This is a genomic window from Pseudomonas sp. Irchel s3b5 (genome assembly GCF_900187435.1).
Classification (GTDB): Bacteria; Pseudomonadota; Gammaproteobacteria; order Pseudomonadales; family Pseudomonadaceae; genus Aquipseudomonas.
The window spans coordinates 139,179-161,790 of sequence record NZ_FYDY01000006.1 but is presented as its reverse complement, the minus strand read 5'-3'; the positions used below and the strand labels follow the sequence as shown (position 1 = coordinate 161,790).

The 22,612-nt window shown below is 59.3% G+C and carries 22 protein-coding genes; 16 read left to right on the top strand and 6 right to left on the bottom strand.

From position 1 onward, the window contains the following. Nucleotides 1-36: 36 nt before the first annotated feature. Both CKW15_RS09395 and CKW15_RS09390 read right to left on the bottom strand, forming a co-directional pair. On the bottom strand, nucleotides 37-1,821 hold the full coding sequence (locus tag CKW15_RS09395) for a GspE/PulE family protein (RefSeq protein ID WP_095057530.1): 1,785 nt from the start codon (nucleotides 1,819-1,821) through the stop codon (nucleotides 37-39). 88 nt (nucleotides 1,822-1,909) lie between these two features. Beyond that, the gene (locus CKW15_RS09390) at nucleotides 1,910-2,248 is read right to left on the bottom strand and encodes a hypothetical protein (protein ID WP_095057529.1); all 339 of its coding nucleotides are present in this window, start codon (nucleotides 2,246-2,248) and stop codon (nucleotides 1,910-1,912) included. 126 nt (nucleotides 2,249-2,374) lie between these two features. On the opposite strand from CKW15_RS09390, the gene CKW15_RS09385 reads away from it, so the two are divergent. Next, nucleotides 2,375-2,839, top strand: coding sequence for an Lrp/AsnC family transcriptional regulator (locus tag CKW15_RS09385; RefSeq protein ID WP_095057528.1), 465 nt, complete (start codon nucleotides 2,375-2,377; stop codon nucleotides 2,837-2,839). A 108-nt stretch (nucleotides 2,840-2,947) separates the two neighbouring features. Here CKW15_RS09385 and CKW15_RS09380 read toward each other — a convergent pair whose 3' ends face one another. Then, complete coding sequence (locus CKW15_RS09380; RefSeq protein WP_095057527.1) at nucleotides 2,948-4,315, bottom strand: inorganic triphosphatase; 1,368 nt, start codon at nucleotides 4,313-4,315, stop codon at nucleotides 2,948-2,950. Between the two features lie 156 nt (nucleotides 4,316-4,471). Here CKW15_RS09380 and argE point away from each other — a divergent pair, with 156 nt between their 5' ends. Both argE and argA read left to right on the top strand, forming a co-directional pair. Next, the gene (gene argE / locus CKW15_RS09375) at nucleotides 4,472-5,638 is read left to right on the top strand and encodes an acetylornithine deacetylase (protein ID WP_095057526.1); all 1,167 of its coding nucleotides are present in this window, start codon (nucleotides 4,472-4,474) and stop codon (nucleotides 5,636-5,638) included. Between the two features lie 233 nt (nucleotides 5,639-5,871). Continuing rightward, nucleotides 5,872-7,170: an amino-acid N-acetyltransferase gene (argA, locus tag CKW15_RS09370; RefSeq protein WP_095057525.1), complete on the top strand. Its 1,299-nt coding sequence runs from the start codon at nucleotides 5,872-5,874 to the stop codon at nucleotides 7,168-7,170. Between the two features lie 98 nt (nucleotides 7,171-7,268). On the opposite strand, the gene tauA is transcribed toward argA, so the two are convergent. Next, entirely contained in the window at nucleotides 7,269-8,258 is a 990-nt protein-coding gene (gene tauA, locus CKW15_RS09365; RefSeq protein ID WP_095057524.1) for a taurine ABC transporter substrate-binding protein, read from the bottom strand. Nucleotides 8,259-8,621: 363 nt separating this feature from the next. Here tauA and CKW15_RS09360 point away from each other — a divergent pair, with 363 nt between their 5' ends. The 11 genes from CKW15_RS09360 (at nucleotide 8,622) to CKW15_RS09315 (ending at nucleotide 18,302) form a co-directional block, all read left to right on the top strand. Continuing rightward, the gene (locus CKW15_RS09360; protein ID WP_095057523.1) at nucleotides 8,622-9,947 is read left to right on the top strand and encodes an OprD family porin; all 1,326 of its coding nucleotides are present in this window, start codon (nucleotides 8,622-8,624) and stop codon (nucleotides 9,945-9,947) included. A 46-nt stretch (nucleotides 9,948-9,993) separates the two neighbouring features. Beyond that, a complete protein-coding gene (locus CKW15_RS28020) occupies nucleotides 9,994-10,248 on the top strand; it encodes a hypothetical protein (RefSeq protein WP_143498411.1) in 255 nt (84 codons plus the stop codon). 88 nt (nucleotides 10,249-10,336) lie between these two features. Continuing rightward, the gene (locus CKW15_RS09355) at nucleotides 10,337-11,674 is read left to right on the top strand and encodes an OprD family porin (protein WP_095057522.1); all 1,338 of its coding nucleotides are present in this window, start codon (nucleotides 10,337-10,339) and stop codon (nucleotides 11,672-11,674) included. 293 nt (nucleotides 11,675-11,967) lie between these two features. Then, nucleotides 11,968-12,606 carry a peroxiredoxin gene (locus CKW15_RS09350; protein WP_095057521.1) on the top strand — a complete coding sequence of 213 codons (639 nt, stop codon included), beginning with the start codon at nucleotides 11,968-11,970 and terminating at the stop codon, nucleotides 12,604-12,606. Nucleotides 12,607-12,903: 297 nt separating this feature from the next. Then, a complete protein-coding gene (gene ssuE / locus CKW15_RS09345; protein ID WP_095057520.1) occupies nucleotides 12,904-13,497 on the top strand; it encodes an NADPH-dependent FMN reductase in 594 nt (197 codons plus the stop codon). Between the two features lie 91 nt (nucleotides 13,498-13,588). After that, a complete protein-coding gene (locus CKW15_RS09340; protein WP_095057519.1) occupies nucleotides 13,589-14,554 on the top strand; it encodes a sulfonate ABC transporter substrate-binding protein in 966 nt (321 codons plus the stop codon). 25 nt (nucleotides 14,555-14,579) lie between these two features. Then, nucleotides 14,580-15,728 carry an FMNH2-dependent alkanesulfonate monooxygenase gene (gene ssuD, locus CKW15_RS09335; protein WP_095057518.1) on the top strand — a complete coding sequence of 383 codons (1,149 nt, stop codon included), beginning with the start codon at nucleotides 14,580-14,582 and terminating at the stop codon, nucleotides 15,726-15,728. Nucleotides 15,729-15,736: 8 nt separating this feature from the next. Then, on the top strand, nucleotides 15,737-16,519 hold the full coding sequence (gene ssuC, locus CKW15_RS09330; protein WP_095057517.1) for an aliphatic sulfonate ABC transporter permease SsuC: 783 nt from the start codon (nucleotides 15,737-15,739) through the stop codon (nucleotides 16,517-16,519). Then, nucleotides 16,516-17,322: an aliphatic sulfonates ABC transporter ATP-binding protein gene (ssuB, locus tag CKW15_RS09325; protein ID WP_095057516.1), complete on the top strand. Its 807-nt coding sequence runs from the start codon at nucleotides 16,516-16,518 to the stop codon at nucleotides 17,320-17,322. The genes ssuC and ssuB overlap by 4 nt, the downstream gene beginning before the upstream one ends. 33 nt (nucleotides 17,323-17,355) lie before the next feature. After that, a complete protein-coding gene (locus CKW15_RS09320; RefSeq protein ID WP_007967989.1) occupies nucleotides 17,356-17,571 on the top strand; it encodes a molybdopterin-binding protein in 216 nt (71 codons plus the stop codon). A 113-nt stretch (nucleotides 17,572-17,684) separates the two neighbouring features. Further along, on the top strand, nucleotides 17,685-18,302 hold the full coding sequence (locus CKW15_RS09315) for an LpxA family transferase (protein WP_218232064.1): 618 nt from the start codon (nucleotides 17,685-17,687) through the stop codon (nucleotides 18,300-18,302). A 4-nt stretch (nucleotides 18,303-18,306) separates the two neighbouring features. On the opposite strand, the gene CKW15_RS09310 is transcribed toward CKW15_RS09315, so the two are convergent. Next, nucleotides 18,307-18,945: a TetR/AcrR family transcriptional regulator gene (locus tag CKW15_RS09310; RefSeq protein ID WP_095057515.1), complete on the bottom strand. Its 639-nt coding sequence runs from the start codon at nucleotides 18,943-18,945 to the stop codon at nucleotides 18,307-18,309. A gap of 261 nt (nucleotides 18,946-19,206) precedes the next feature. Next, nucleotides 19,207-20,583 (bottom strand): glutamine synthetase family protein, encoded by a 1,377-nt coding sequence (locus CKW15_RS09305; protein WP_095057514.1) that lies wholly within the window; start codon nucleotides 20,581-20,583, stop codon nucleotides 19,207-19,209. A gap of 278 nt (nucleotides 20,584-20,861) precedes the next feature. Here CKW15_RS09305 and CKW15_RS09300 point away from each other — a divergent pair, with 278 nt between their 5' ends. Continuing rightward, nucleotides 20,862-21,212 (top strand): hypothetical protein, encoded by a 351-nt coding sequence (locus CKW15_RS09300; protein WP_095057513.1) that lies wholly within the window; start codon nucleotides 20,862-20,864, stop codon nucleotides 21,210-21,212. 40 nt (nucleotides 21,213-21,252) lie between these two features. After that, the gene (locus tag CKW15_RS09295; protein ID WP_095057512.1) at nucleotides 21,253-22,611 is read left to right on the top strand and encodes a glutamine synthetase family protein; all 1,359 of its coding nucleotides are present in this window, start codon (nucleotides 21,253-21,255) and stop codon (nucleotides 22,609-22,611) included. Nucleotide 22,612: the final 1 nt, after the last annotated feature.

The window sequence follows — 22,612 nt, the reverse complement described above, 5'->3', positions numbered from 1 at the left end:
TTGCCTTCCCCCCATCGAGTTCAATCATCGCCTTACCTAAAGTTGTTCGCTCTGGGGCGTCACCCGCAATACCTCTTCAACCGTGGTCAAACCGGCCGCGACCTTTTGCGCCCCCGACAGGCGCAGGCTGCGCATGCCTTCCTTGAACGCTTGCCTTCGCACGGCCAGCAGGTCGGCGTCGGGACGGATCAGCGCTTTCATGCCGTCGCTGAGCTGCATGATTTCGTAGACCCCGGCGCGGCCGTGATAACCGGTATCGCGACACTCCGCACAACCCACGGCGCGTTGGGCATTGAGCGGCAATGGCGCTTGCCAGGGGCGGGTCAGGGTTTGCCAGTCGTCGTCCCCCAGTGTTATCGGCGCCTTGCAGTGCGGGCACAGGGTTCGCACCAGACGCTGGGCCATGACGCCGAGCACGGTGGCCTTGATCAGGTAATGCGGCACGCCGAGTTCAAGCAAGCGGCTGATGGCGCTGGGGGCATCGTTGGTGTGCAGCGTCGACAGCACGAGGTGGCCGGTGAGCGCGGCCTGGATTGCCATTTCCGCCGTCTCCAGATCGCGGATTTCGCCAATCATGATGATGTCCGGGTCTTGCCGCATCAGCGCCCGCACACCGGCGGCGAAGGTCAGGTCGATGTTGTGCTGGACCTGCATCTGGTTGAACGACGGCTCGACCATTTCAATCGGGTCTTCGATGGTGCAGAGGTTGACCTCCGGCGTCGCCAGTTTTTTCAGCGTGGTGTAGAGGGTGGTGGTCTTGCCCGAACCGGTCGGGCCGGTGACCAGGATGATGCCGTTGGGCTGGCGAGTCATGTCCTGCCAGCGGCGCAGGTCATCGGCAGAAAAGCCCAACTGATCGAAGTCCTTGAGCAGCACTTCGGGGTCGAAAATCCGCATGACCATTTTTTCGCCAAAGGCCGTCGGCAGTGTCGACAGGCGCAACTCGACCTCGCCGCCGACCGGTGTCTTGGTTTTCACCCGGCCGTCCTGAGGTTTGCGTTTTTCCGCGACGTTCATGCGGCCCAGGCTCTTCAGGCGACTGACAATCGCCATGGTGACCTGCGGCGGAAATTGATAGACGTTGTGCAACACGCCGTCGATGCGAAACCGCACGGTGCCCTGTTCGCGTCGAGGTTCGATATGGATATCGCTGGCGCGTTGCTGGAACGCGTACTGGAACAGCCAGTCGACGATGTTGACGATGTGTGCGTCGTTGGCATCCGGCTCCTGGTCGCTGGCGCCGAGGTTGAGCAACTGCTCGAAGTTGCCCAGCGTGTTGACCTGCTGATCAGCGTTGTTCGCCCCGGTGACCGATTTGGCCAAGCGGAAGAATTCGACGCTGAAACGCTGGATGTCCACCGGGTTGGCCACCACGCGCTTGATCGGCAGCTTGAGCACGTGGGTCAAGTCGGCTTCCCAACCGCTGACGTAAGGCTGGGCGCTGGCCACTGTCACCGCGTCACGGTCGATGGCGACGGCGAGGATCTTGTGGCGTTGGGCGAAGGCGTAGGACATCAGCGGCGTCACGGCCGCGACGTTGATTTTCAGCGGGTCGATGCGCAGGTAAGGCTGGCCGGCCTGCCGGGACAGCCACAGGGTGAGGCTTTCGAGGTCCAGGCGTTTGCCTGGCCGGCTCAAGTCGTCCAGATGCTGATCGGCAATAAACTCCAGCGGATGCACCTGGCCATGGGCGGCGTGACGGCGTCGGGCATTGAGCGCGTGCTCGGCCGAGTCCTGGCTGATCAAGCCTTGGGCGACCAGTTCACGCAGTACCTCATTGAGATCCAGCCAGCGGTCCTGAATGGCGAGTTGAACGGACATGCGGGCTCCTTTTGAACAAGTCCGCAAAGGATAGCCGTGGCATTGCAGACCGCTGGGCCACTACCCGACGAAGCCGTGTCAGGGTTTTTCAGCCCGCCGCCTGAGCCGCTTCGCCCCAAGCAGAATCAGCCGCTTGCAGCTCGACCGAGCAAACGCTGATCAGGTTACGAAGTTTTTCAGCAATCACTTGGGCGCGGTGCCAGCTCAATCCGTCCATGACGATGTCGATGACCAGCAGGTCGTCCTGGCGTTGCACATTGACCTGATCCGGCGTCAGGAACTGCAAAGCGAACAGGTTGAGCGCTCGACACAAAAGATCCGGTTCGGCTTCGGCGAGCATTTGGTAGTGCACACGGCAGTGGGCATTGCTGACATGCCAGACATCGGCGCGGGTGGGCGGGGTGTTCACGGCTTCTAAATGCGGCATGGTCGGGCTCCAGAATCATTGGAGAAATTTTTACATCCGTTACCGGGTATTTCTTGTCTAAGATGGGGCGTATAGCGGCTTTGTTGAATCATGCAATGCACAAATTGCTCACTTAAGGGTTTATTCATGCAGATCGAGCTGGACAGTTATGACCGCAAGATACTCGCGCTGCTGCAAGAGGACGCTTCGCTGTCCAGTGCGCAGATCGCCGAACAGGTCGGCCTGTCGCAATCCCCGTGCTGGCGACGGATTCAGCGGATGAAAGAGGAGGGGATCATTCGGGCCCAAGTGACCTTGCTCGACCGCAAGAAAATCGGTCTGAACACGCAGATCTTCGCCGAAGTAAAACTCAACGCCCACGGCCGCTCGAATTTCACGGAGTTCACCGACGCGATTCGCGGCTTTCCGGAAGTGCTGGAATGTTATGTGCTGATGGGGGCGGTGGATTTCTTGCTGCGGATTGTCACGGCGGACATCGAGGCGTACGAGCGTTTCTTCTTCGAGAAACTGTCGATGGTGCCCGGGATTCAGGAAGTGAATTCGATCGTGGCGTTATCGGAGATCAAGTCGACGACGAGTTTGCCGGTCTGAAATGCTGCGGTAATTGTGCGGGCCCCATCGCCAGCAGGCTGGCTCCCACATTGGTTTTGTGTACGTCACAAATCCCCTGTGGGAGCCAGCCTGCTGGCGATGGCGGTATTACATGCGCAACAGCATTTTCCACGCACGGTTCTGATACACCGCAATCGCCTGCTGTTTACGCGCGTCCAGCACTTCGTCGGTGATCGATTCGTTCGCCAACTGCGCCAGTTTGTTCAGCTCACCGTACAGGCGATCCATTTCCGGGATCTCCAGCACGTTGCGCGCATGGTGCAGCCAGACCTGGATGCGTTCGATGCGCGGCAGTTGCTCGGCCAGGTCTTCCGGCTGTTGCTGATAACGCTGCAATTGCAACGAAGTGGCTTCCTCGCCCAGCAGGCGCGGCAACCAGCTGCCCAATTGCGCAGCGCCCTGGCGATTGCCACGGGTGTTGCGCTCGGCAGCCCAGGTGCGGGCCAGCAACCAGCGCGACGTGGTCAGGGAGAACAGGCCCCAGCGTGGGTCTTCGAGTTCTTCGAGGAACTGCTCCGGCGCGGCTTTGCGCACGTCTTCATCGTCCAGGCCGGCCTGAACCAACGGGCGCCAGTCTTCCAGCAAAGCGTCGAGCGCGACACGCAGGTCGTGGGTCGATTGACGCGGGGCTGCCTGACCGAGACTGCTGATCAGTGCGCGCATTTCAGCAAGGCACTCGACCCAGTCCTGCAACAGGCGCCAGTGACCATTGAAGCGATACTGTTCGGCCAGACGCTGGCTGCTGCTCAGCAAATGCCAGCTCAGCGCGGCGAAAGCATCGTCCAGCGGTGTTTCGGCCGTGATCTGCGGTGCCGGCAGGCTCAACGAGTAGCTGTGGGCGTCATACAAGCGATAACCGCGTTCGGCCTTGCTGATGTCGCACGGCATCAACGCCAGTTTTTCAGCCAGCTCGGCGGCCAGTTCCAGCAGCGCGGCAGGATCGCCTTCGCGCAATTCCAGCTCCAGCTCGCAGATTTCTTCTTTCTGTTTGCCGACGACGACGTGACCCAGGTCCAGCGCGGCTTCGATGACCACTTTGGTTTTGCCACGGCCCCAGGCGATTTCAGCGTATTCGCGGACGAAATCGGTGGTGAAGATCGGCTTCAGGGTTTTCTTGTCCAGTTCGGCCAGTTCCTCGGGCCAGCATTCGCCGTCGAGTTTTTTCACGTCGAGCTTGGCTTTGGGCAGGGGCCAGTTGTATTCATTACGCTCGGACAAACCGGCGACGCTCTGGCCGCGGGTCTTGAGGGTCTGAATCACTTCCTCGCCATCCTTGCGCAGGCGCAGGGCGACTTTGGCCCGGGCCAGATCGCGCTCAGGCGTGTCGAAGTACTGGTTCATCAATTCACGGCGTTCCCAGCCACTTTTGTTGCGTTTTTTCAGTAACGGGTGCTCGCGCAGGGCGGCGAGGGTTTCGCGGCTGACGCGGAGTTTGATTTCGGTTTCTTTCTGCATGGCCGGAAAATCCAGGATCGGGAGCGCAGCCGGGGAATATGTGGCTGCCAAGGTCGTGCAGTGTACAGGACTCAACCTTCCTACGCCGTGCAACGGTTTATTCCTGTCGCCGGATAGCTCTATGATGGACTTCAATCCGCGAGTCGGGAGTCAGCGATGCCATTGCCGTCCATGAAAGATCAGTTCGCTGCACTGATCGCTGCACCGTCCGTCAGCTGTACTCAAGCGAGCCTCGATCAAACCAACCGCCCGGTGATCGACCTGCTGGCCGCATGGCTCGGAGACCTGGGTTTTGCCTGCGACATCCAACAAGTCAGCCCTGGCAAATTCAATCTGCTGGCCAGTTTTGGCTCAGGTCCCGGCGGGCTCGTGCTGGCCGGTCACAGTGACACCGTGCCGTTCGATGGCGCGTTGTGGCAGACCGATCCTTTGAAACTGACCGAAGTCGACGGTCGCTGGGTCGGCCTGGGCAGCTGCGACATGAAGGGCTTTTTCGCCCTGGCCATCGAAGCCGTCAGACCACTGCTCGATCAACCGTTCAAGCAACCGCTGCTGATCCTCGCTACCTGCGATGAAGAAAGTTCGATGTCCGGTGCCCGTGCGTTGGCGGCAGCGGGGCGGCCGCTGGGGCGTGCTGCGGTGATCGGCGAGCCGACCGGGCTCAAGCCGATCCGCATGCACAAAGGCATCATGATGGAGCGCATCGACATCCTCGGGCAGAGCGGCCATTCCTCGGACCCGCGCCTGGGCCACAGCGCCCTGGAAGCCATGCACGATGCCATCGGCGAACTGCGTGGCCTGCGCCTGTTGTGGCAGCGTGAGTTTCGCAATCCACAGTTCGGCGTGCCGATGCCCACGATGAATTTCGGCTGCATCCATGGCGGCGACAATCCCAACCGCATCTGCGGCCAGTGTTCGCTGGAGTTTGACCTGCGTCCATTGCCCGGCATGGACCCCAAGGTCTTGCGTGCCGAGATCCTGCAGAAGCTCAACCCGGTTGCCGAGCGGCATCAGGTGAAGATCACCTACGCGCCGCTGTTCCCCGACGTGCCGTCCTTCGAGCAGGCCGAAGACGCGGAACTGGTACGAATCGCCGAAAAGCTCACCGGCCACAGCGCCGAAGCAGTGGCGTTCGGCACCGAAGCGCCTTATCTTCAGCGTCTTGGCTGCGAAACACTGGTGCTCGGCCCTGGCGATATCGCCTGTGCCCACCAGCCGGGGGAATACCTCGAAATGTCACGTTTGCAGCCTACGGTGCATCTATTACGTCAACTGATCGAACATTACTGCCTGACACCGGCCAAAACGCAACACAACCTGTAGGAGCCGGCTTGCCGGCGATGAACGATGACGCGGTTCATCTGCCGGATCGCAGCGCTTGCATCGCCAGCAAGCCGGCTTCTACAGGTTTCATGTATAACTTGCCGATGTTGAAACCCGTATTCATGAGGAGAGCGCGCGTGTTGCCAAGCCTGTTCCGACGATAACCATCAGCCCGTTGTGCGTTTTTCTGTTTCGCCCTTTTTTCGGCTGCTATTTATTACAGGCCCTGGTTCATGCCCGAATACGTTAATTGGCTTCGTCACGCTTCGCCCTACATCAACGCCCACCGCGATTGCACCTTTGTCGTCATGCTGCCCGGCGACGGCGTTGAACACCCGAATTTCGGCAATATCGTCCACGACCTGGTGCTGTTGCACAGCCTGGGCGTGCGATTGGTGCTGGTCCACGGCTCGCGCCCGCAAATCGAATCCCGCCTCGCCGCTCGCGGTCTGACCCCGCATTACCACCACGGCATGCGCATCACTGATGCGGCAACCCTGGAGTGCGTGATCGACGCCGTCGGCCAATTGCGCATCGCCATTGAGGCGCGCCTGTCGATGGACATGGCCTCGTCGCCGATGCAGGGCTCGCGCTTGCGGGTCGCCAGCGGCAACCTGGTGACGGCACGGCCGATCGGCGTGCTCGAAGGCGTCGACTACCACCACACCGGCGAAGTGCGCCGGGTCGATCGCAAGGGCATCAACCGTCTGCTGGACGAGCGCTCCATCGTGTTGCTGTCGCCATTGGGCTACTCGCCGACCGGTGAGATTTTCAACCTGGCCTGTGAAGACGTCGCCACGCGGGCGGCCATCGAGTTGGGCGCGGACAAGCTGCTGCTGTTTGGCGCCGAACTGGGTTTGATCGACGAAAACGGACGTCTGGTGCGTGAGTTGCGTCCGCAGCAGGTGCCGGCGCATTTGCAGCGCCTGGGCAGTAACTATCAGGCAGAACTGTTGGATGCCGCTGCCGAAGCTTGCCGTGGCGGCGTGGCCCGTAGTCATATCGTCAGCTATGCCGAGAACGGTGCACTGCTGACCGAACTGTTCACCCGTGACGGCGGCGGTACGCTGGTGGCGCAGGAGCAGTTTGAAGTGGTGCGCGAAGCGGCCATCGAAGACGTCGGCGGATTGCTCGACTTGATCAGCCCGCTGGAAGAGCAGGGGATTCTGGTACGCCGTTCCCGTGAAGTGCTGGAGCGCGAGATCGAGCAGTTCAGCGTGGTCGAGCGTGAAGGCATGATCATCGCGTGTGCGGCGCTGTATCAGATTGCCGATTCGGATGCCGGTGAGCTGGCGTGCCTGGCGGTGAATCCGGAGTATCGCCATGGCGGTCGCGGCGATGAATTGCTGGAGCGCATCGAGACCCGCGCCCGGGCTCAGGGTTTGAAAACCTTGTTCGTGCTCACCACCCGCACCGCTCACTGGTTCCGCGAGCGTGGTTTTGTGCCGAGCAGCGTTGATCGCCTGCCATCGGCGCGAGCGTCGCTGTACAACTATCAGCGTAACTCGAAGATCTTCGAAAAAGCCCTTTGACCGAATAGCCCCATCGCTGGCAAGCCAGCTCCTACATGATTTGCGCCTACCTGTAGGAGCTGGCTTGCCAGCGATCGGTTGCGAAAGAACCGCAATAATTACTCGGTTACGAACTTCGCGCTGACATACGGCGAATAGTCCAGCAACACCGTCTCTACCTTTCCTTGCTCCTTCAAGAATTTAGCCGTCTCGCCAATCGCCTTGGCCGTACCGCCGTCCAGCAGCGCGGAGCTTTGCTGAGCCTTGGCATCCGGGAAGGCTGATCCGGCCAACAACTCAGGCACGTCAGCGGCATTGGCACCGGTCAGTTTGGCGATTTTCTGTACCGGCACCGAGTTGGCGGTCCAGTCAGATTTATGGGCGGCATACTCGGCAAAGGAATCCAGTGTGACCTTGGCAAATTTAGCCACGACCTCCGGGTGCTTCTCGGCGTAATCCTTGCGCGCCACCCATACCTCGAACGTCGGTGCGCCCCATTGGCCCACTTGCGCGGCGTCGGTCAAAGTCTTGCCGGTCTTGCGGATCTCCCCAAGCGCCGGCGACCAGACAAACGCGCCATCAATATCGCCGCGCTTCCAGGCTGCCGCAATTTCTGCCGGTTGCAGGTTCACCACTTTGACTTTCGAGCCATCCAGCCCCCAGTGCTTCAAGGCGCCGAGCAGGCTGTAGTGGGAGGTCGAAACGAACGGTGTGGCGATGGTTTTTCCGATCAGATCTTCCGGTTTTTCGATGCCGCTACCGTTGCGAACCACCAACGCTTCGGCCGCATTGATCTGGGCTGACACGATGAACGCGACAATCGGCAAGTTACGGGACGCGGCGGCCGCCAGCGGGCTTGAACCCAGATTGCCGATCTGCACGTCCCCCGAAGCGATGGCCGTGACCACTTCCGGACCGCTGTTGAAGCGTCGCCAGTCGATTGGCTGGCCGATGGACTTCTCATAAAGGCCGTCCGCCTGAGGCACCTTGCTGGGGTCTATTCCGGTTTGATAGCCAACGGTGAGGTTGGCCGCATGAGCTGAAAAGGAAACAGCGAGCGATACATAAACTGTAACAAATGAGCCGGATAGTGCGCGCTTGATCGTCATGGGATCGCCTTTCGGTAAAGGAATTATTTCCGAACTGCGCCAACGCTAAACGATCTAAAAAAACTCTAATAAATACCATTTTGGAATTAGCTTATGAGCCCGGTCGCTCTAGGCCGCGACGTTTGGGGCTATGACCTAAATACCTAAACGGTATTAGAAAAGAACTGCCTATTTCTTTTCAGGTTTATGACGAACTCATGACCCTGCATGGACCAAAAAACGGGGGATTAGACCATGGTCGTAGACACACGTAGTTACGATTGACTTGTGGGTCTCGGTCTGGCGCTAATCGCGCATCTTAGGATTTCGGGCAATCGATCCGGAACCAGGAATACAAGAATTAGAAACGAGAGGAGCTTCAACATGAACAAGTCCACCTTGGCTGTCGCCGTGGCCGTAGGGGTTTTGGCGCAGCAGGCAAGCGCCGCAGGTTTCTTCGAAGACAGCAAGGCTTCCGTCAGTTCGCGAACCATGTATTTCAATAACGATAATCGGGATGGCGGCGCGGATCAGCGAGAAACCGCTGAAGGCCTGAAGCTCGATTACCTGTCCGGTTTCACGCAAGGCAGTGTCGGTTTCGGTATTGATGCCCAGGCGTTGCTGGGTATCCATCTGGATGGTGGCAAAGGCCATCACCCTGATCCCAACACCTTCGTCCCAAGCGACAGCGATCATTCGGCCGTGGACCAGTGGAGCCGTGCGGCTGCCAACGTGAAAGCACGCTTCTCCAAGACCGAAGCGCACCTCGGTGGGGCTCTACAACCCAACTTGCCGATTCTGATCGCGAGCGATGGCCGTTTGCTGCCACAGACTTTTGAAGGTGGCACCATCACCTCCAAGGAGTTCGACGGCTGGACCTTTAACGCGGGTCAGCTGGAACACGCGGCAGGTCGCGCCTCGTCTAACACTGATGGCCTGGCTGTGAATGGCGGGACAGAAGAAAGCAACAAGTTCCTTTACGGCGGTACTGACTGGAAGGTCACCAAAGACCTGACCTTGCAGTACTACTATGCGAACCTGGAAGACTACTACAAGCAAAACTTCTTCGGTTTGGTGCACGTCTACCCGATTGCTCCCAACCAGTCGTTCAAGACCGACGTTCGTTACTTCGACAGCAGCGCCGATGGCAAGAACGGTGAGACCGGCTATCGCTTCAACAACAACGGTGGTTACGCCAAAACCCCGGGCGAGGTCGATAACAAGACCTGGAGCGCCATGTTCACCTACACCCTGGGTGGCAACGCCTTCCTGCTGGGTCACCAGCGCGTCAACGATGACGGTGGCTTCGTTTACCTGAACCAGGGCAGCCTGACAGGTGACAACGGTCATAACCTGGGCGCGGGTGGCTCGAGCTTCTACCTGTTCACCGATTCGATGATCAACGGTTTCGTCCGCGCAGGTGAGAACACCACGTTCGGCCAGTACAGCTATGACTTCGCCGGTCTGGGTGTGCCAGGTCTGAAAACGGCGATTTCCTATCTGCATGGCGACAACATCAAATCCGCTACGGGTGGCAGCGATATGTCCGAGTGGGAACGCGACATGCGGATCGACTACACCGTCCAGCAGGGCGCTCTCAAAGGCTTCGGCGTGACGTTGCGTAACGGCGTTTATCGTGGCAGCGAAATCAACATCGCCGACCAGGACCAGACCCGCCTGATCTTCAACTACACCTACAGCTTCCTGTAACTAGCCGTTCGAAAAGGCCCTGCCAACTGGCGGGGCTTTTTTTCGTGTGAATTTTTATATTCCACAAAAGCTGCACGTAATCATTTTTTATTCTTTTTGGTTTTTGTGTCCGCCGCCTAAAGTGAGCGGGTCCGGCCGTCGCGGTCCCTCGAAAAATGATCAGCTTAAGGAATCGGCCTTTGCCGCCGATACCTCGGATCTGTCGCGGAAACGTATATTCCACAAAGATATTAAAAAGTACCAAGCGATTCATTTTGGCTTTATGGCGATGTATCCTGCGGCCGCCAAACGACCGGCTTAGACGGTATGCCGCGAAATTAAGCGTTTAGGATCCCGGGCACCAGATCCAGGACCAGAAACAGAAGAATTAGAAACGAGAGGAGCGAAACATGAATAAGTCCACCTTGGCCCTGGCTGTGGCCACAGGGGTTTTGGCGCAGCAGGCAGGCGCCGCCGGTTTTATCGAAGACAGCAAGGCAACATTGGGGCTGCGTAACTTCTACATCAACACCGATAACCGCAGTGGTGCTGCCGATCCAAGCAGGAACGAAGAATGGGGCCAAGGCTTTGACCTGCGTTTCATCTCCGGTTACACCCAAGGCACTGTCGGCTTCGGTATTGATGCGATTGGCCTGCTGGGCGTGCGTCTTGATTCGGGCGGTGGCACCAACGGTGCGACGTCGACGTCTTACGGCGGCACTGTTTTCCCGAGCAAGTCCAACGGCGAAGCGGTTGATGACTTCTCCAGCCTGGGCCTGACGGCCAAGGCCAAGATCTCGCAGACCGAGCTGAAACTGGGCACCCTGCAACCAAAACTGCCGGTGATCGTGACCAACGATGGTCGCCTGCTGCCACAAACCTGGGAAGGTGGCCAGCTCACGTCCGGCGAGATCAAGGACCTGACGCTGATCGGCGGCCAGATCGAGCACGTGAAAGGCCGTAACTCGAGCAACAATGAACAGATGTCTATCAATGGTGCATCCCCGCGCACTATCAATAGCAACAAGTTCATCTACGCCGGTGGTGACTACAAGCTCACCAAAGACCTGACTGCCCAGTACTACTACGGCAACCTGGAAGACTTCTATAAGCAGCACTTCCTGGGTCTGGTACACAACTGGGCCATCGGCCCGGGCGTGTTGAAGTCGGACTTGCGCTACTTCAACAGCTCCGATGACGGTGCCAACGGCTACAACCCGGATTACTACAGCACCGGCAACTACAGCGGTGTGCCAAACGGCAAGGGCAAGGTAGACAACAATCTGTACAGCGGCCTGTTCCTGTACTCCGTTGCCGGTCACACCTTCGGCGGCGGTTATCAGGTCAGCAATGGCAGCAGCGATTTCCCTTGGCTGAACCAGGGTGACGGTTCTTCGAACTACACCATCACCGATTCGCAAATCCAGAAGTTCGGTCGTGCCGGCGAGCGCACCTGGCAAGCACGCTACTCGTATGACTTTGCCAAGGTCGGCGTACCTGGCCTGACGGCGGGTATGGTGTACCTGCATGGCGATAACATCGACACCGTCAACAGGGCCGGCGCTGAAGCAGCCAGCGGCGCTTCCGAGTGGGAACGTGACCTGAGCGTTGCTTACGTATTGCAAGAAGGCCCACTGAAGAATCTCGGCCTGACCTGGAAAAACGCTACATGGCGCACCAATATCGCGGGTGTTCGCGACCAGGACGAAAACCGCCTGATCCTCAGCTACTCGATCCCGCTGCTGTAACAGCGCTCGCGTAACCGAGACGAAAAAAAGCCCCGCCCGGCATCACGCCGGGCGGGGCTTTTGCTTTCTCAAGGCGGTTCACCCCCGTAAACACGCCATGAAGTTCCCCTCTTTGCAGCAACTCAAGGCCTTCTCGAACCTTGGCGACGATGGTGGGCGTGATGCTTGAGGACGTCCAGTGAACAGATTTTTAATATTCAATTACGATCTAAATAAATCGATATTTATTCTTTTTAATAGTTAAAAAACACAGGCACAGTTGAGCTCATCAAGCACTCACAAGGAGCAGCACCATGAGCCTCAGACTCGGCGACATCGCCCCCGACTTCGAACAGAACTCCAGCGCCGGCACCATCCGTTTCCACCAGTGGCTGGGCGATAGCTGGGGCGTGCTGTTTTCCCATCCGGCGGATTTCACACCGGTGTGCACCACCGAGTTGGGCCTCACCGCCAGGCTCAAGGACGAATTCGCCCAGCGCGGCGTCAAGGCCATCGCCTTGTCCGTGGACTCGGTGGAGTCGCATCACAAGTGGATCGAAGACATCAATGAAACCCAAAGCACGGTGGTCAACTTCCCGATCCTCGACGATGCCGACCGCAAAGTCTCGGACCTCTACGACCTGATCCATCCCAACGCCAACGACACCCTGACGGTGCGCTCGCTGTTCGTCATCGACCCGAACAAGAAGGTTCGGTTGACCATCACTTACCCGGCGAGCACTGGCCGCAACTTCAACGAGATCCTGCGGGTGATCGACTCGCTGCAACTCACCGATAACTACAAGGTGGCCACCCCGGCCAACTGGCAGGACGGTGATGACGTGGTGATCGTGCCGTCGCTCAAGGATGAAGCGGAAATCAAACGGCGCTTTCCCAAGGGCTACCGTGCGGTGAAACCGTACCTGCGCCTGACGCCGCAGCCCAACCGCTAATTGCTTTTGTAGGCGCTGGCTTGCCGGCGAACCAGGCGACGTGGTGCTTCAGGCACACCGCTATCGCCGGCAAGCCAGCGCCTGCAGGTATGTGTTCGGATGCTCTCTAAGCAGGGGATTTCAGGCCGTTTCGACGGCCTGTTTTTTTGCCTGGAAGAAAACGGTTTGTATATTTCCATAACGCATAACCAAATGAATAAATATGATTTATAGATATATAAATCACCTGTTAAGGTCACTCCATCGAAGCGAGATCGCAAGCCGCGAATCGCCAGCACCGCTCAAGGAATCGTCCGAATGTTGGTCGTCTCACTCGGTGGCAGTCCCAGCCAACGCTCCCGTTCCGGGGTGCTGCTGGATCGCTCCCGGCAATGGTTACAAACGCAGGGTGTCGAGGTGGTGAGTTACCAGGTACGGGACTTCCCGGCCGAAGACTTGCTCCACGCACGCTTCGACAGCCCCAAGATCATCGACCTGCTGCAACAGATTGAAAACGCCGATGGTTTGCTGATTGCGACACCGGTTTACAAGGCCTCTTTTTCCGGCGCATTGAAAGTCGTGCTGGACCTGCTGCCCGAGCGCGGCCTGAGCCACAAAGTAGTTCTGCCAATAGCCACTGGCGGCAGTATCGCCCACATGCTGGCGGTGGATTACGCGCTCAAACCGGTGCTGTCGGCCTTGAAGGCTCAGGAGTTGCTGCAAGGGATTTTCGCTGTCGACAGCCAGATTGCTTACGGCGAAGGCAACGCGCTGGCGCAGTTGGCGCCGGAGTTGGAACAACGACTGAATGAATCGCTGGAGCTGTTTTTCAGCGCGATGGCGAGACGGCCCAAGCCGCTCGATCCGAACCTGTTGAATGAACGTTTGTTGAGTGCTCGCTGGAGCATTTAAGTCCCACCGAAAAATTGAAGTACTGGCCTTACTCGCCCGCTAACGGGCAAGCAGGTGCAGCCACAACCCAACTGCAAATAAGGAGAGCGCCATGCGCCCTGTCATTTTGCGTCGTGGTCTGGTCGCTCTGTTTGCTGCGGCTGTCACCTTCGGCGCCATTACTCAAGCTCAGGCCGAGACACTTCGAATCGGCTATCAGAAATACGGCACCCTGGTGCTGCTCAAAGCCAAAGGCACCCTGGAAAAACGCCTCGCTGCCCAAGGCGTGGACGTGCAATGGACTGAATTCCCCGGTGGCCCGCAACTGCTTGAAGGCTTGAACGTCGGCTCCATCGATTTCGGTGTGACCGGCGAAACTCCGCCAGTGTTCGCTCAAGCGGCCGGTGCCGATCTGCTCTACGTCGCCTACGAACCGCCCGCGCCGCACAGCGAAGCGCTGCTGGTGCCGAAGGACTCGCCGATCAAATCGGTGGCGGACCTCAAGGGCAAGAAAGTCGTGCTCAATAAAGGCTCCAACGTGCACTACCTGCTGGTGCGTGCGCTGGAAGACGCCGGCCTCAAATACACCGACATCCAGACTGTATTCCTGCCGCCAGCCGATGCCCGTGCCGCGTTCGAGCGTGGCAGTGTCGACGCTTGGGTGATCTGGGATCCGTACCAGGCTGCCGCCGAACAGCAACTGCAAGCGCGCACCCTGCGCGATGGTCAGGGCCTCGTCGACAACCACCAGTTCTACCTCGCCACCAAACCGTATGCGCAGAAGAATCCCGAAGTGATCAAGACCCTCGTGGAAGAAGTGCGAGCGGTGGGTGAATGGTCCAAAGCCAATCCACAGGACGTGACGGCTCAGGTTTCACCGCTACTTGGCCTGCCGACAGACATCACCCTGACCTCGGTGAAACGCCAGGGTTACGGCGCGCTGTTCCTCACGCCTGAAGTGGTTGCCGCGCAGCAGAAAATCGCCGACAGCTTCTATCAGCTCAAGCTGATTCCCAAGCCGCTGAGCATCAAAGACGTGATCTGGACGCCGCCGGCCGCTCTCGCCAAAGCCCAATAATTCGATTCCCCAAGGAGACCACTCCATGAGCCTCAATATCTTCTGGTTCCTGCCTACACACGGCGACGGCCATTACCTTGGCACCGCCGAAGGCGCTCGCGCCGTTGACCACGGTTATCTGCAACAGGTCGCGCAAGCGGCGGATCGTCTGGGCTTCGGCGGTGTGCTGATTCCGACCGGTCGCTCCTGCGAAGACTCGTGGCTGGTGGCGGCGTCGCTGATTCCGGTGACCCAGCGTCTGAAGTTTCTTGTCGCCCTGCGCCCCGGGATCATTTCCCCGACGGTAGCCGCGCGGCAGGCGGCGACGCTGGATCGTCTGTCCGGTGGGCGCGCGCTGTTCAACCTGGTCACTGGCGGTGATCCAGAAGAGTTGGCCGGCGACGGTCTGTTCCTCAGCCACGAGGAGCGTTATCAGGCCTCGGTGGAATTCACCCGCATCTGGCGCCGCGTGCTGGAAGGCGAAACGGTCGATTATGACGGCCAGCACATCAGTGTGAAGGGCGCGAAATTGCTCTATCCGCCGATCCAGCAACCACGTCCGCCGTTGTACTTCGGCGGGTCTTCGGAAGCTGCGCAAGACCTGGCCGCCGAGCAAGTGGAAATGGTGTTGACCTGGGGTGAGCCTCCGGCCGCCGTTGCCGAGAAGATCGAACAGGTTCGTGCCAAAGCCGCCAAGCTTGGTCGCACCGTACGCTTCGGCATTCGTCTGCATGTGATCGTGCGTGAAACCAACGCCGAAGCCTGGCAAGCGGCGGACAAATTGATCTCGCATCTGGACAACGAGACCATCGCCCGTGCCCAGGCATCGCTGGCGCGTTTCGATTCGGTCGGCCAGCAACGCATGGCTGCGCTGCATGGCGGAAGTCGCGACAACCTGGAAGTCAGCCCTAACCTGTGGGCCGGTGTCGGCCTGGTGCGCGGTGGTGCCGGTACGGCGCTGGTGGGCGACGGTCCGACCGTGGCCGCACGGGTGAAGGAATACGCGGACCTCGGCATCGACACCTTCATTTTCTCCGGTTATCCACACCTGGAAGAGTCGTACCGGGTGGCCGAATTGCTGTTCCCACACCTCGATGTCGAGCGCCCCGAGTTGCCGAAAAGTGCCGGTTACGTCAGCCCGTTCGGTGAAATGGTCGCCAACGACATTCTTCCCAAAGCCGCGTCCCAGAGCTGAGGCGCGCCATGAACAAATTCATCCACAGCCTCGCGCCATGGGCGTTGCCGGTGTTGTTGCTGGCGGTGTGGCAGTTGTCGGTGTCGGCAGGCTGGTTGTCGACACGGATTCTGCCGGCGCCCATCGCCGTGATCGAGGCCGGCGTAAGTCTGGTCAGCAGCGGCGAAATCTGGACGCACCTGGCCATCAGCGGCTGGCGTGCGGCCCTGGGATTCACCATCGGTGGCGGTATCGGCCTGGTACTGGGGTTCATCACCGGGTTGTCGAAGTGGGGCGAACGCTTGCTCGACAGTTCGGTGCAAATGATCCGTAACGTGCCGCACCTGGCGCTGATTCCGCTGGTGATCCTGTGGTTCGGCATCGATGAGTCGGCAAAGATTTTCCTGGTGGCGCTGGGCACGTTGTTTCCGATTTACCTCAACACCTATCACGGCATCCGCAACGTCGATCCGGCGCTGGTGGAGATGGCGCGCAGTTATGGCCTGTCCGGTTTCAGTCTGTTCCGGCAAGTGATTCTGCCGGGGGCGTTGCCTTCGATTCTGGTGGGCGTGCGTTTCGCCCTGGGCTTCATGTGGTTGACGTTGATCGTCGCGGAAACCATTTCCGCCAGCTCCGGCATCGGCTATCTGGCGATGAATGCCCGGGAGTTCTTGCAGACCGACGTGGTGGTGCTGGCGATTCTGTTGTACGCGGTGCTCGGCAAATTGGCCGACCTCGCGGCCCGTGGACTTGAACGTGTCTGGCTGCGCTGGCACCCGGCGTATCAGGTTGCCAAGGGAGGTGCGGCATGACGGCTCAACAACCTCCGCGACTGCTGCGCGGGATTCCGCTGGCGGTGCGCAAGCTGCAAAAAACCTTTGGTGCGCGGCAGGTGTTGCGCGAGATCGACCTGCACATACCGGCCGGCCAGTTTGTCGCCGTGGTGGGGCGTAGCGGTTGCGGCAAAAGTACCTTGCTGCGCTTGCTCGCCGGGCTCGATCAGCCCACGGGTGGCGAGTTGCTCGCCGGTGCCGCGCCGCTCAGTGAGGCGCAGGAAGACACGCGGCTGATGTTCCAGGAAGCGCGGTTGCTGCCGTGGAAAAAGATCATCGACAACGTTGGCCTCGGCCTCAAGGGCAACTGGAAACCGCAAGCGCTGCAAGCCCTGGAAGCGGTCGGTCTGGCTGATCGCGCCCACGAGTGGCCGGCCGCGTTGTCTGGTGGACAGAAACAACGCGTGGCATTGGCTCGTGCACTGATTCATCAGCCGCGCTTGCTGTTGCTCGACGAACCGTTGGGTGCGCTGGATGCCCTGACTCGAATTGAAATGCAGCAACTGATCGAACGGCTCTGGCAACAGCACGGCTTCACGGTGTTGCTGGTCACCCATGACGTCAGTGAAGCGGTGGCAATTGCCGATCGGGTGATCCTGATCGAAGATGGCGAAGTCGGACTCGACCTGCACGTGGAACTGCCGCGCCCTCGGGTGCGCGGCTCCCATCGGCTGGCGGCGCTGGAAACCGAAGTACTCAATCGCGTGCTGGCGCTGCCCGGCCAGCCGCCGGAACCGGAACCTGTTTCACCCTTGCCCACGCAATTGCGTTGGGCTCAATAACTCAAGTCTTATCCCACGACAGGAATCAACATCATGACTATCAAAGCCATCAACGTTCGTAACCAGTTCAAAGGCTCCATCAAGGAAATCGTCCTCGGCGACGTGCTGTCGGAAATCGACGTGCAGACGGCGTCCGGCATCGTCACTTCGGTGATCACTACGCGTTCGGTCAAGGAGCTGGAGCTGGCCGTCGGCAGTGAAGTGATCGCGTTCGTGAAATCCACCGAGGTGTCGATCGCCAAGTTGTAAGCGGTGTGTTTAAACAACAACCCCGAAGGGTTTGAGCCCTTCGGGGTTTTTTATTGCCTGCGCTGACGGTGGTAGAGTCCGACGTGAATTTTTACGACGAAAAGGAGATCAAGGTGACAGTCAGGATTTCGGATTACATTCATGGCGTGACCCAGTCAGCACTGGCCCCGTGGGCAGACTTAACGCCCTGGGCGCTGGTGAGCGATGCACCCGAGCGTGTGCGTGAGTTGCTACGACAGTTGCCGGATGAGCATTACCAAGTCTCGGGCGACATTGCCGTCCACCGCACTGCGCAGGTCGAAGAGGGGGCGATCCTCAAGGGGCCGTTGATCATCGGCCCTGACTGTTTCATCGCCGCCGGTGCTTACCTGCGTGGGGGGTGTTGGCTGGATGAGCACTGCATCATCGGCCCCGGTGCCGAACTCAAATCGTCTTTCGTGTTTGCCGGCAGCAAGCTCGCTCACTTCAATTTTGTCGGTGATTCGGTGCTGGGCGCCGGGGTCAATCTGGAGGCGGGCAGCCTCATTGCCAACTATCGCAACGAGCGTGCGGACAAAACCGTGAACGTGCGGATCGGTGATGGACTGGTGTCGACCGGGTGCGAAAAGTTCGGTGCACTGTTGGGCGACGGCGCGCGACTCGGTGCCAACGCGGTGGTCGCGCCGGGCGGGTTGCTGCGACCGGGAACAGTGATCAGACGCCTGGCGCTCTACGATTGCGAAGAGGTTTGAAACATCAGTCGCCGAGGCTGCGCTTGGGCAGGAACGGTGGCAGGTACAACCCGAGATAGGCATCAAACACGCGCATCGCTTCCTCGGCCATACGCGGTGTGATCTGCCCGTGCTGCTGCACCGAGCGTGCGTAGACGCGGTCGCCCAGTTCCATGGCCAGGGCAAATACGTCGACATCCATCGGAAGCTTCGGCAGTTCGAAATGGTGGTCGAAAAGCTTGTGCATCAGGTCGCCCAATTCGATGTCGTGCTGGCGGTCGGCCTGGGTGACTTCGGTCAGGCCGTGCTGGGCCAGAATCAGTTGGCGGGCGGCGGCGTCTTCGCTGTAGATCGCCAGCATGCGCTGTTCCACCAGCCGCGACAGGTCACGCCAACCGCTCAGCGCGTGGTGGTCGATGGGCGCTTGCAGACAAGCGCGGAATGCCGCGTGGACGTCGGCGGTCAGCGCTTCGAGCAAGGCCGGGACGCTGGCGAAAAAATGGTAGACGGAGGAGGGCGGAATCTCCGCACGCTCGGCGACGCTGTAGATCGACAGACTGGCCACGCCCTCGGCGGCCAGCAGCGTGCGGGCGGCATCGAGTATCGAATCGATCCGGGCCTGGCTGCGTGCGCGGGGTTTGCGGGGGCTGGCTACGCGTGTCATTGGAGTCTCCTGCGGGGCAGCGGGCATTGTACGCAGAGCGGGCAGATGTTCCATATCCCCTGTGGCGAGGGAGCTTGCTCCCGTTGGGTTGCGAAGCGGCCCCAAAACGGCCGATGCGGTGTGCCTGACAGAACCGACTGCGGATGAAAGCGAGTCCTTCGGTCTCCAGCGGGAGCAAGCTCCCTCGCCACAGGGTTTGATGGCACCCATAAAAAAACGCCGTCGGCTGTGAGGCCGGCGGCGTTTTTTTACTGCAACCGCTTACACGGTATGCAGGTACCAGTTGTACTCAAGGTCGGAGATGGAGTGTTCGAACTCCTCCAGCTCACTCTCTTTGCACGCGACGAAGATATCGATGTATTTCGGATCGATGTACTTGGCCATGACTTCGCTGTCGTCCAGCTCGCGCAGTGCGTCGCGCAGGTTGTTCGGCAGGCTCTGCTCGTTCTGCTCGTAGCTGTTGCCTTCGACCGGAGCGCCCGGCTCGATCTTGTTGGTCAGGCCGTGGTGCACGCCCGCCAGAACCGAAGCCATCAGCAGGTACGGGTTGGCGTCGGCGCCGGCCACGCGATGCTCGATGCGCACGGCATCGGCAGAGCCGGTCGGTACGCGAATCGCTACGGTACGGTTGTCCAGGCCCCAGCACGGCGAGTTCGGCACGTAGAACTGTGCGCCGAAACGACGGTACGAGTTGACGTTCGGGCAGAGGAAAGCCATCTGCGCCGGTAGGGTCTCGAGCACACCGCCGATCGCGTGACGCAGTGCGGCGTTCTGCTCGGGATCCTCACTGGCAAAAATGTTTTTGCCATCTTTGTCGAGAATCGAGATATGGACATGCAGACCATTGCCCGCTTGGCCCGGGTAAGGCTTGGCCATGAAGGTGGTGTCCATTTCATGGTCGTAGGCGATGTTCTTGATCAGGCGCTTGAGCAGGACCGCGTAGTCGCAGGCCTTGATCGGATCGGCCACGTGGTGCAGGTTCACTTCGAACTGCGCCGGGGCACTTTCCTTGACGATGGCGTCGGCCGGGATGCCTTGCTCTTTTGCGCCTTCCAGAATGTCCTGGAGGCAGTCGACGTATTCGTCGAGGTCGTCGATCAGGTAAACCTGTGTCGAGTGCGGACGTTTGCCGGAAACCGGCGAGCGAGGCGGTTGCGGACGACCGTTCACGTTCTCCTGGTCGATCAGGTAGAACTCCAGTTCGAACGCGGCGCAGATGGTCAGGCCCATTTCGTCGAATTTGCGCACCACGTTGGCCAGCACTTCACGTGGATCGGCGAAGAAGGGGGTGCCTTCGAGTTCGTGCATGGTCATCAACAGTTGCGCGGTCGGGCGCTTCTGCCATGGCTCGTTGCACAGGGTATCGGGGATTGGATAGCAGATTCGGTCAGCATCGCCGATGTCCAGGCCCAGGCCGGTGCTTTCCACCGTCGAGCCGTTGATATCCAGAGCAAATAAAGAGGCCGGCAGGTTGATGCCTTTCTCGTAAACCTTGTGGAGGCTGGTGCGTTCAATGCGCTTGCCGCGCACCACACCATTCATATCCGCAATCAGAAGGTCAACGTACAGAACCTCAGGATGTTCCTTAAGGAACGCGTTCGCTTCGTTAAGCTGAACGGCACGCGGGGGTACCGACATGATGCAACACCTTTGTTGTTAAAAATATCAATCATTGATCTTTTCTGGTTTCAGTCAACCCGAACGGCATGCCGAAGTCAAGCAAGGCCTTTTTTGCCCTAAAAAAGCGCTCGTATGGCTTTTTTGAGGCACTTTGGGGCGTTTTTATACCTTTTGGTGTGTTGGTCGCCGCGAGCTTGAGCGGGCCGTGTTGTATTTTTTACGGGGGTGTTGTGTAAAAAAATGAACAAGGCTAAGCTCGAATCAAACCCATAACAGCAATAATACCGGGGTGCTTCATGTCTCGCCTGCCGTTAATCGGCGTCACCGACTGCTCAAGACAGGTCGGTCGGCATGTCTGCCATATCAGTGGTGACATATCCGCCCGCGCCATGGGCTCAGCAGCCTGGATGATCCTCTCGTCCTTGACGGTTCGACTGTCCCCGTCCGATATTCTGGACGGTCGCAATGGCACCCCCATTACGGTTACTCCATTCAATATAGAACCGATTCACAATAGCGGCTCAGCCATCGTGCAGGGCACCGCTCGCGATTCTGCACGCCTGATCTCGGCGCATGTGCCCACAAGCACGCCGGCCTGGCGCAGACTTGCATTCCAACGCGACGCCGATGCGTCAACTATCGCCTGACTCATGAAAGAGTCAGGAAACTCAAAGCCTAGAGGCATTTATGAGTAACAACCTCGACCAGCTCACCGATTGGTTGAAAGACCGCAAGATCACAGAAGTCGAATGCATGATCGCCGACTTGACCGGGATTACCCGTGGCAAGATTTCGCCGACCAACAAGTTCATCGCCGAAAAAGGCATGCGCCTGCCTGAAAGCGTTCTGTTGCAGACAGTGACCGGCGACTATGTCGAAGACGACATCTATTACGAACTGCTCGACCCGGCCGACATCGACATGATCTGCCGTCCCGACCAGAACGCTGTGTTTCTCGTGCCGTGGGCCATCGAACCCACCGCACAGGTGATCCACGACACCTACGACAAGCAAGGCAACCCGATCGAGCTGTCGCCGCGCAACGTGCTCAAGAAAGTCCTGAAACTCTATACCGACAAGGGCTGGCAGCCGATTGTGGCGCCGGAAATGGAGTTCTACCTGACCAAGCGCAGCGACGACCCGGACTATCCGTTGCAGCCACCGATCGGTCGCTCTGGTCGCCCGGAAATCGGTCGTCAGTCGTTCTCTATCGAAGCGGCGAACGAATTCGACCCGCTGTTCGAAGACGTCTACGACTGGTGCGAACTGCAGGAGCTGGATCTCGACACGCTGATCCACGAGGACGGCACGGCGCAGATGGAAATCAACTTCCGTCACGGCGATGCCCTGTCCCTGGCCGACCAGATCCTGGTGTTCAAGCGCACCATGCGCGAAGCCGCGCTCAAGCACGACGTGGCCGCGACCTTCATGGCCAAACCGATGACCGGCGAGCCGGGCAGTGCGATGCACTTGCACCAGAGCATCATCGACATCGAGACCGGCAAGAACATCTTCTCTAATGAAGACGGGACCATGAGCCAGTTGTTCCTGCACCACATCGGTGGTTTGCAGAAGCTCATCCCCGAGCTGTTGCCGCTGTTCGCACCCAACGTCAACTCGTTCCGCCGCTTCCTGCCGGACACCTCGGCACCAGTGAACGTGGAGTGGGGCGAAGAGAACCGCACCGTGGGCCTGCGGGTTCCGGATGCCGGGCCGCAAAACCGTCGGGTAGAAAACCGCCTGCCGGGCGCCGACGCCAACCCGTACCTGGCGATCGCCGCGAGCCTGCTCTGCGGTTACATCGGCATGGTCGAAGGCCTGAACCCGAGTGCACCGGTGGTGGGTCGTGGCTATGAACGCCGCAACCTGCGCCTGCCGCTGACCATCGAAGACGCACTGGACCGTATGGAAAACAGCGCGACCATCGAGCGGTACCTGGGCAAAAATTTCATCACTGGCTACGTCGCGGTCAAGCGGGCCGAGCATGAAAACTTCAAGCGCGTGATCAGTTCGTGGGAAAGGGAATTCCTGCTCTTTGCCGTCTGAT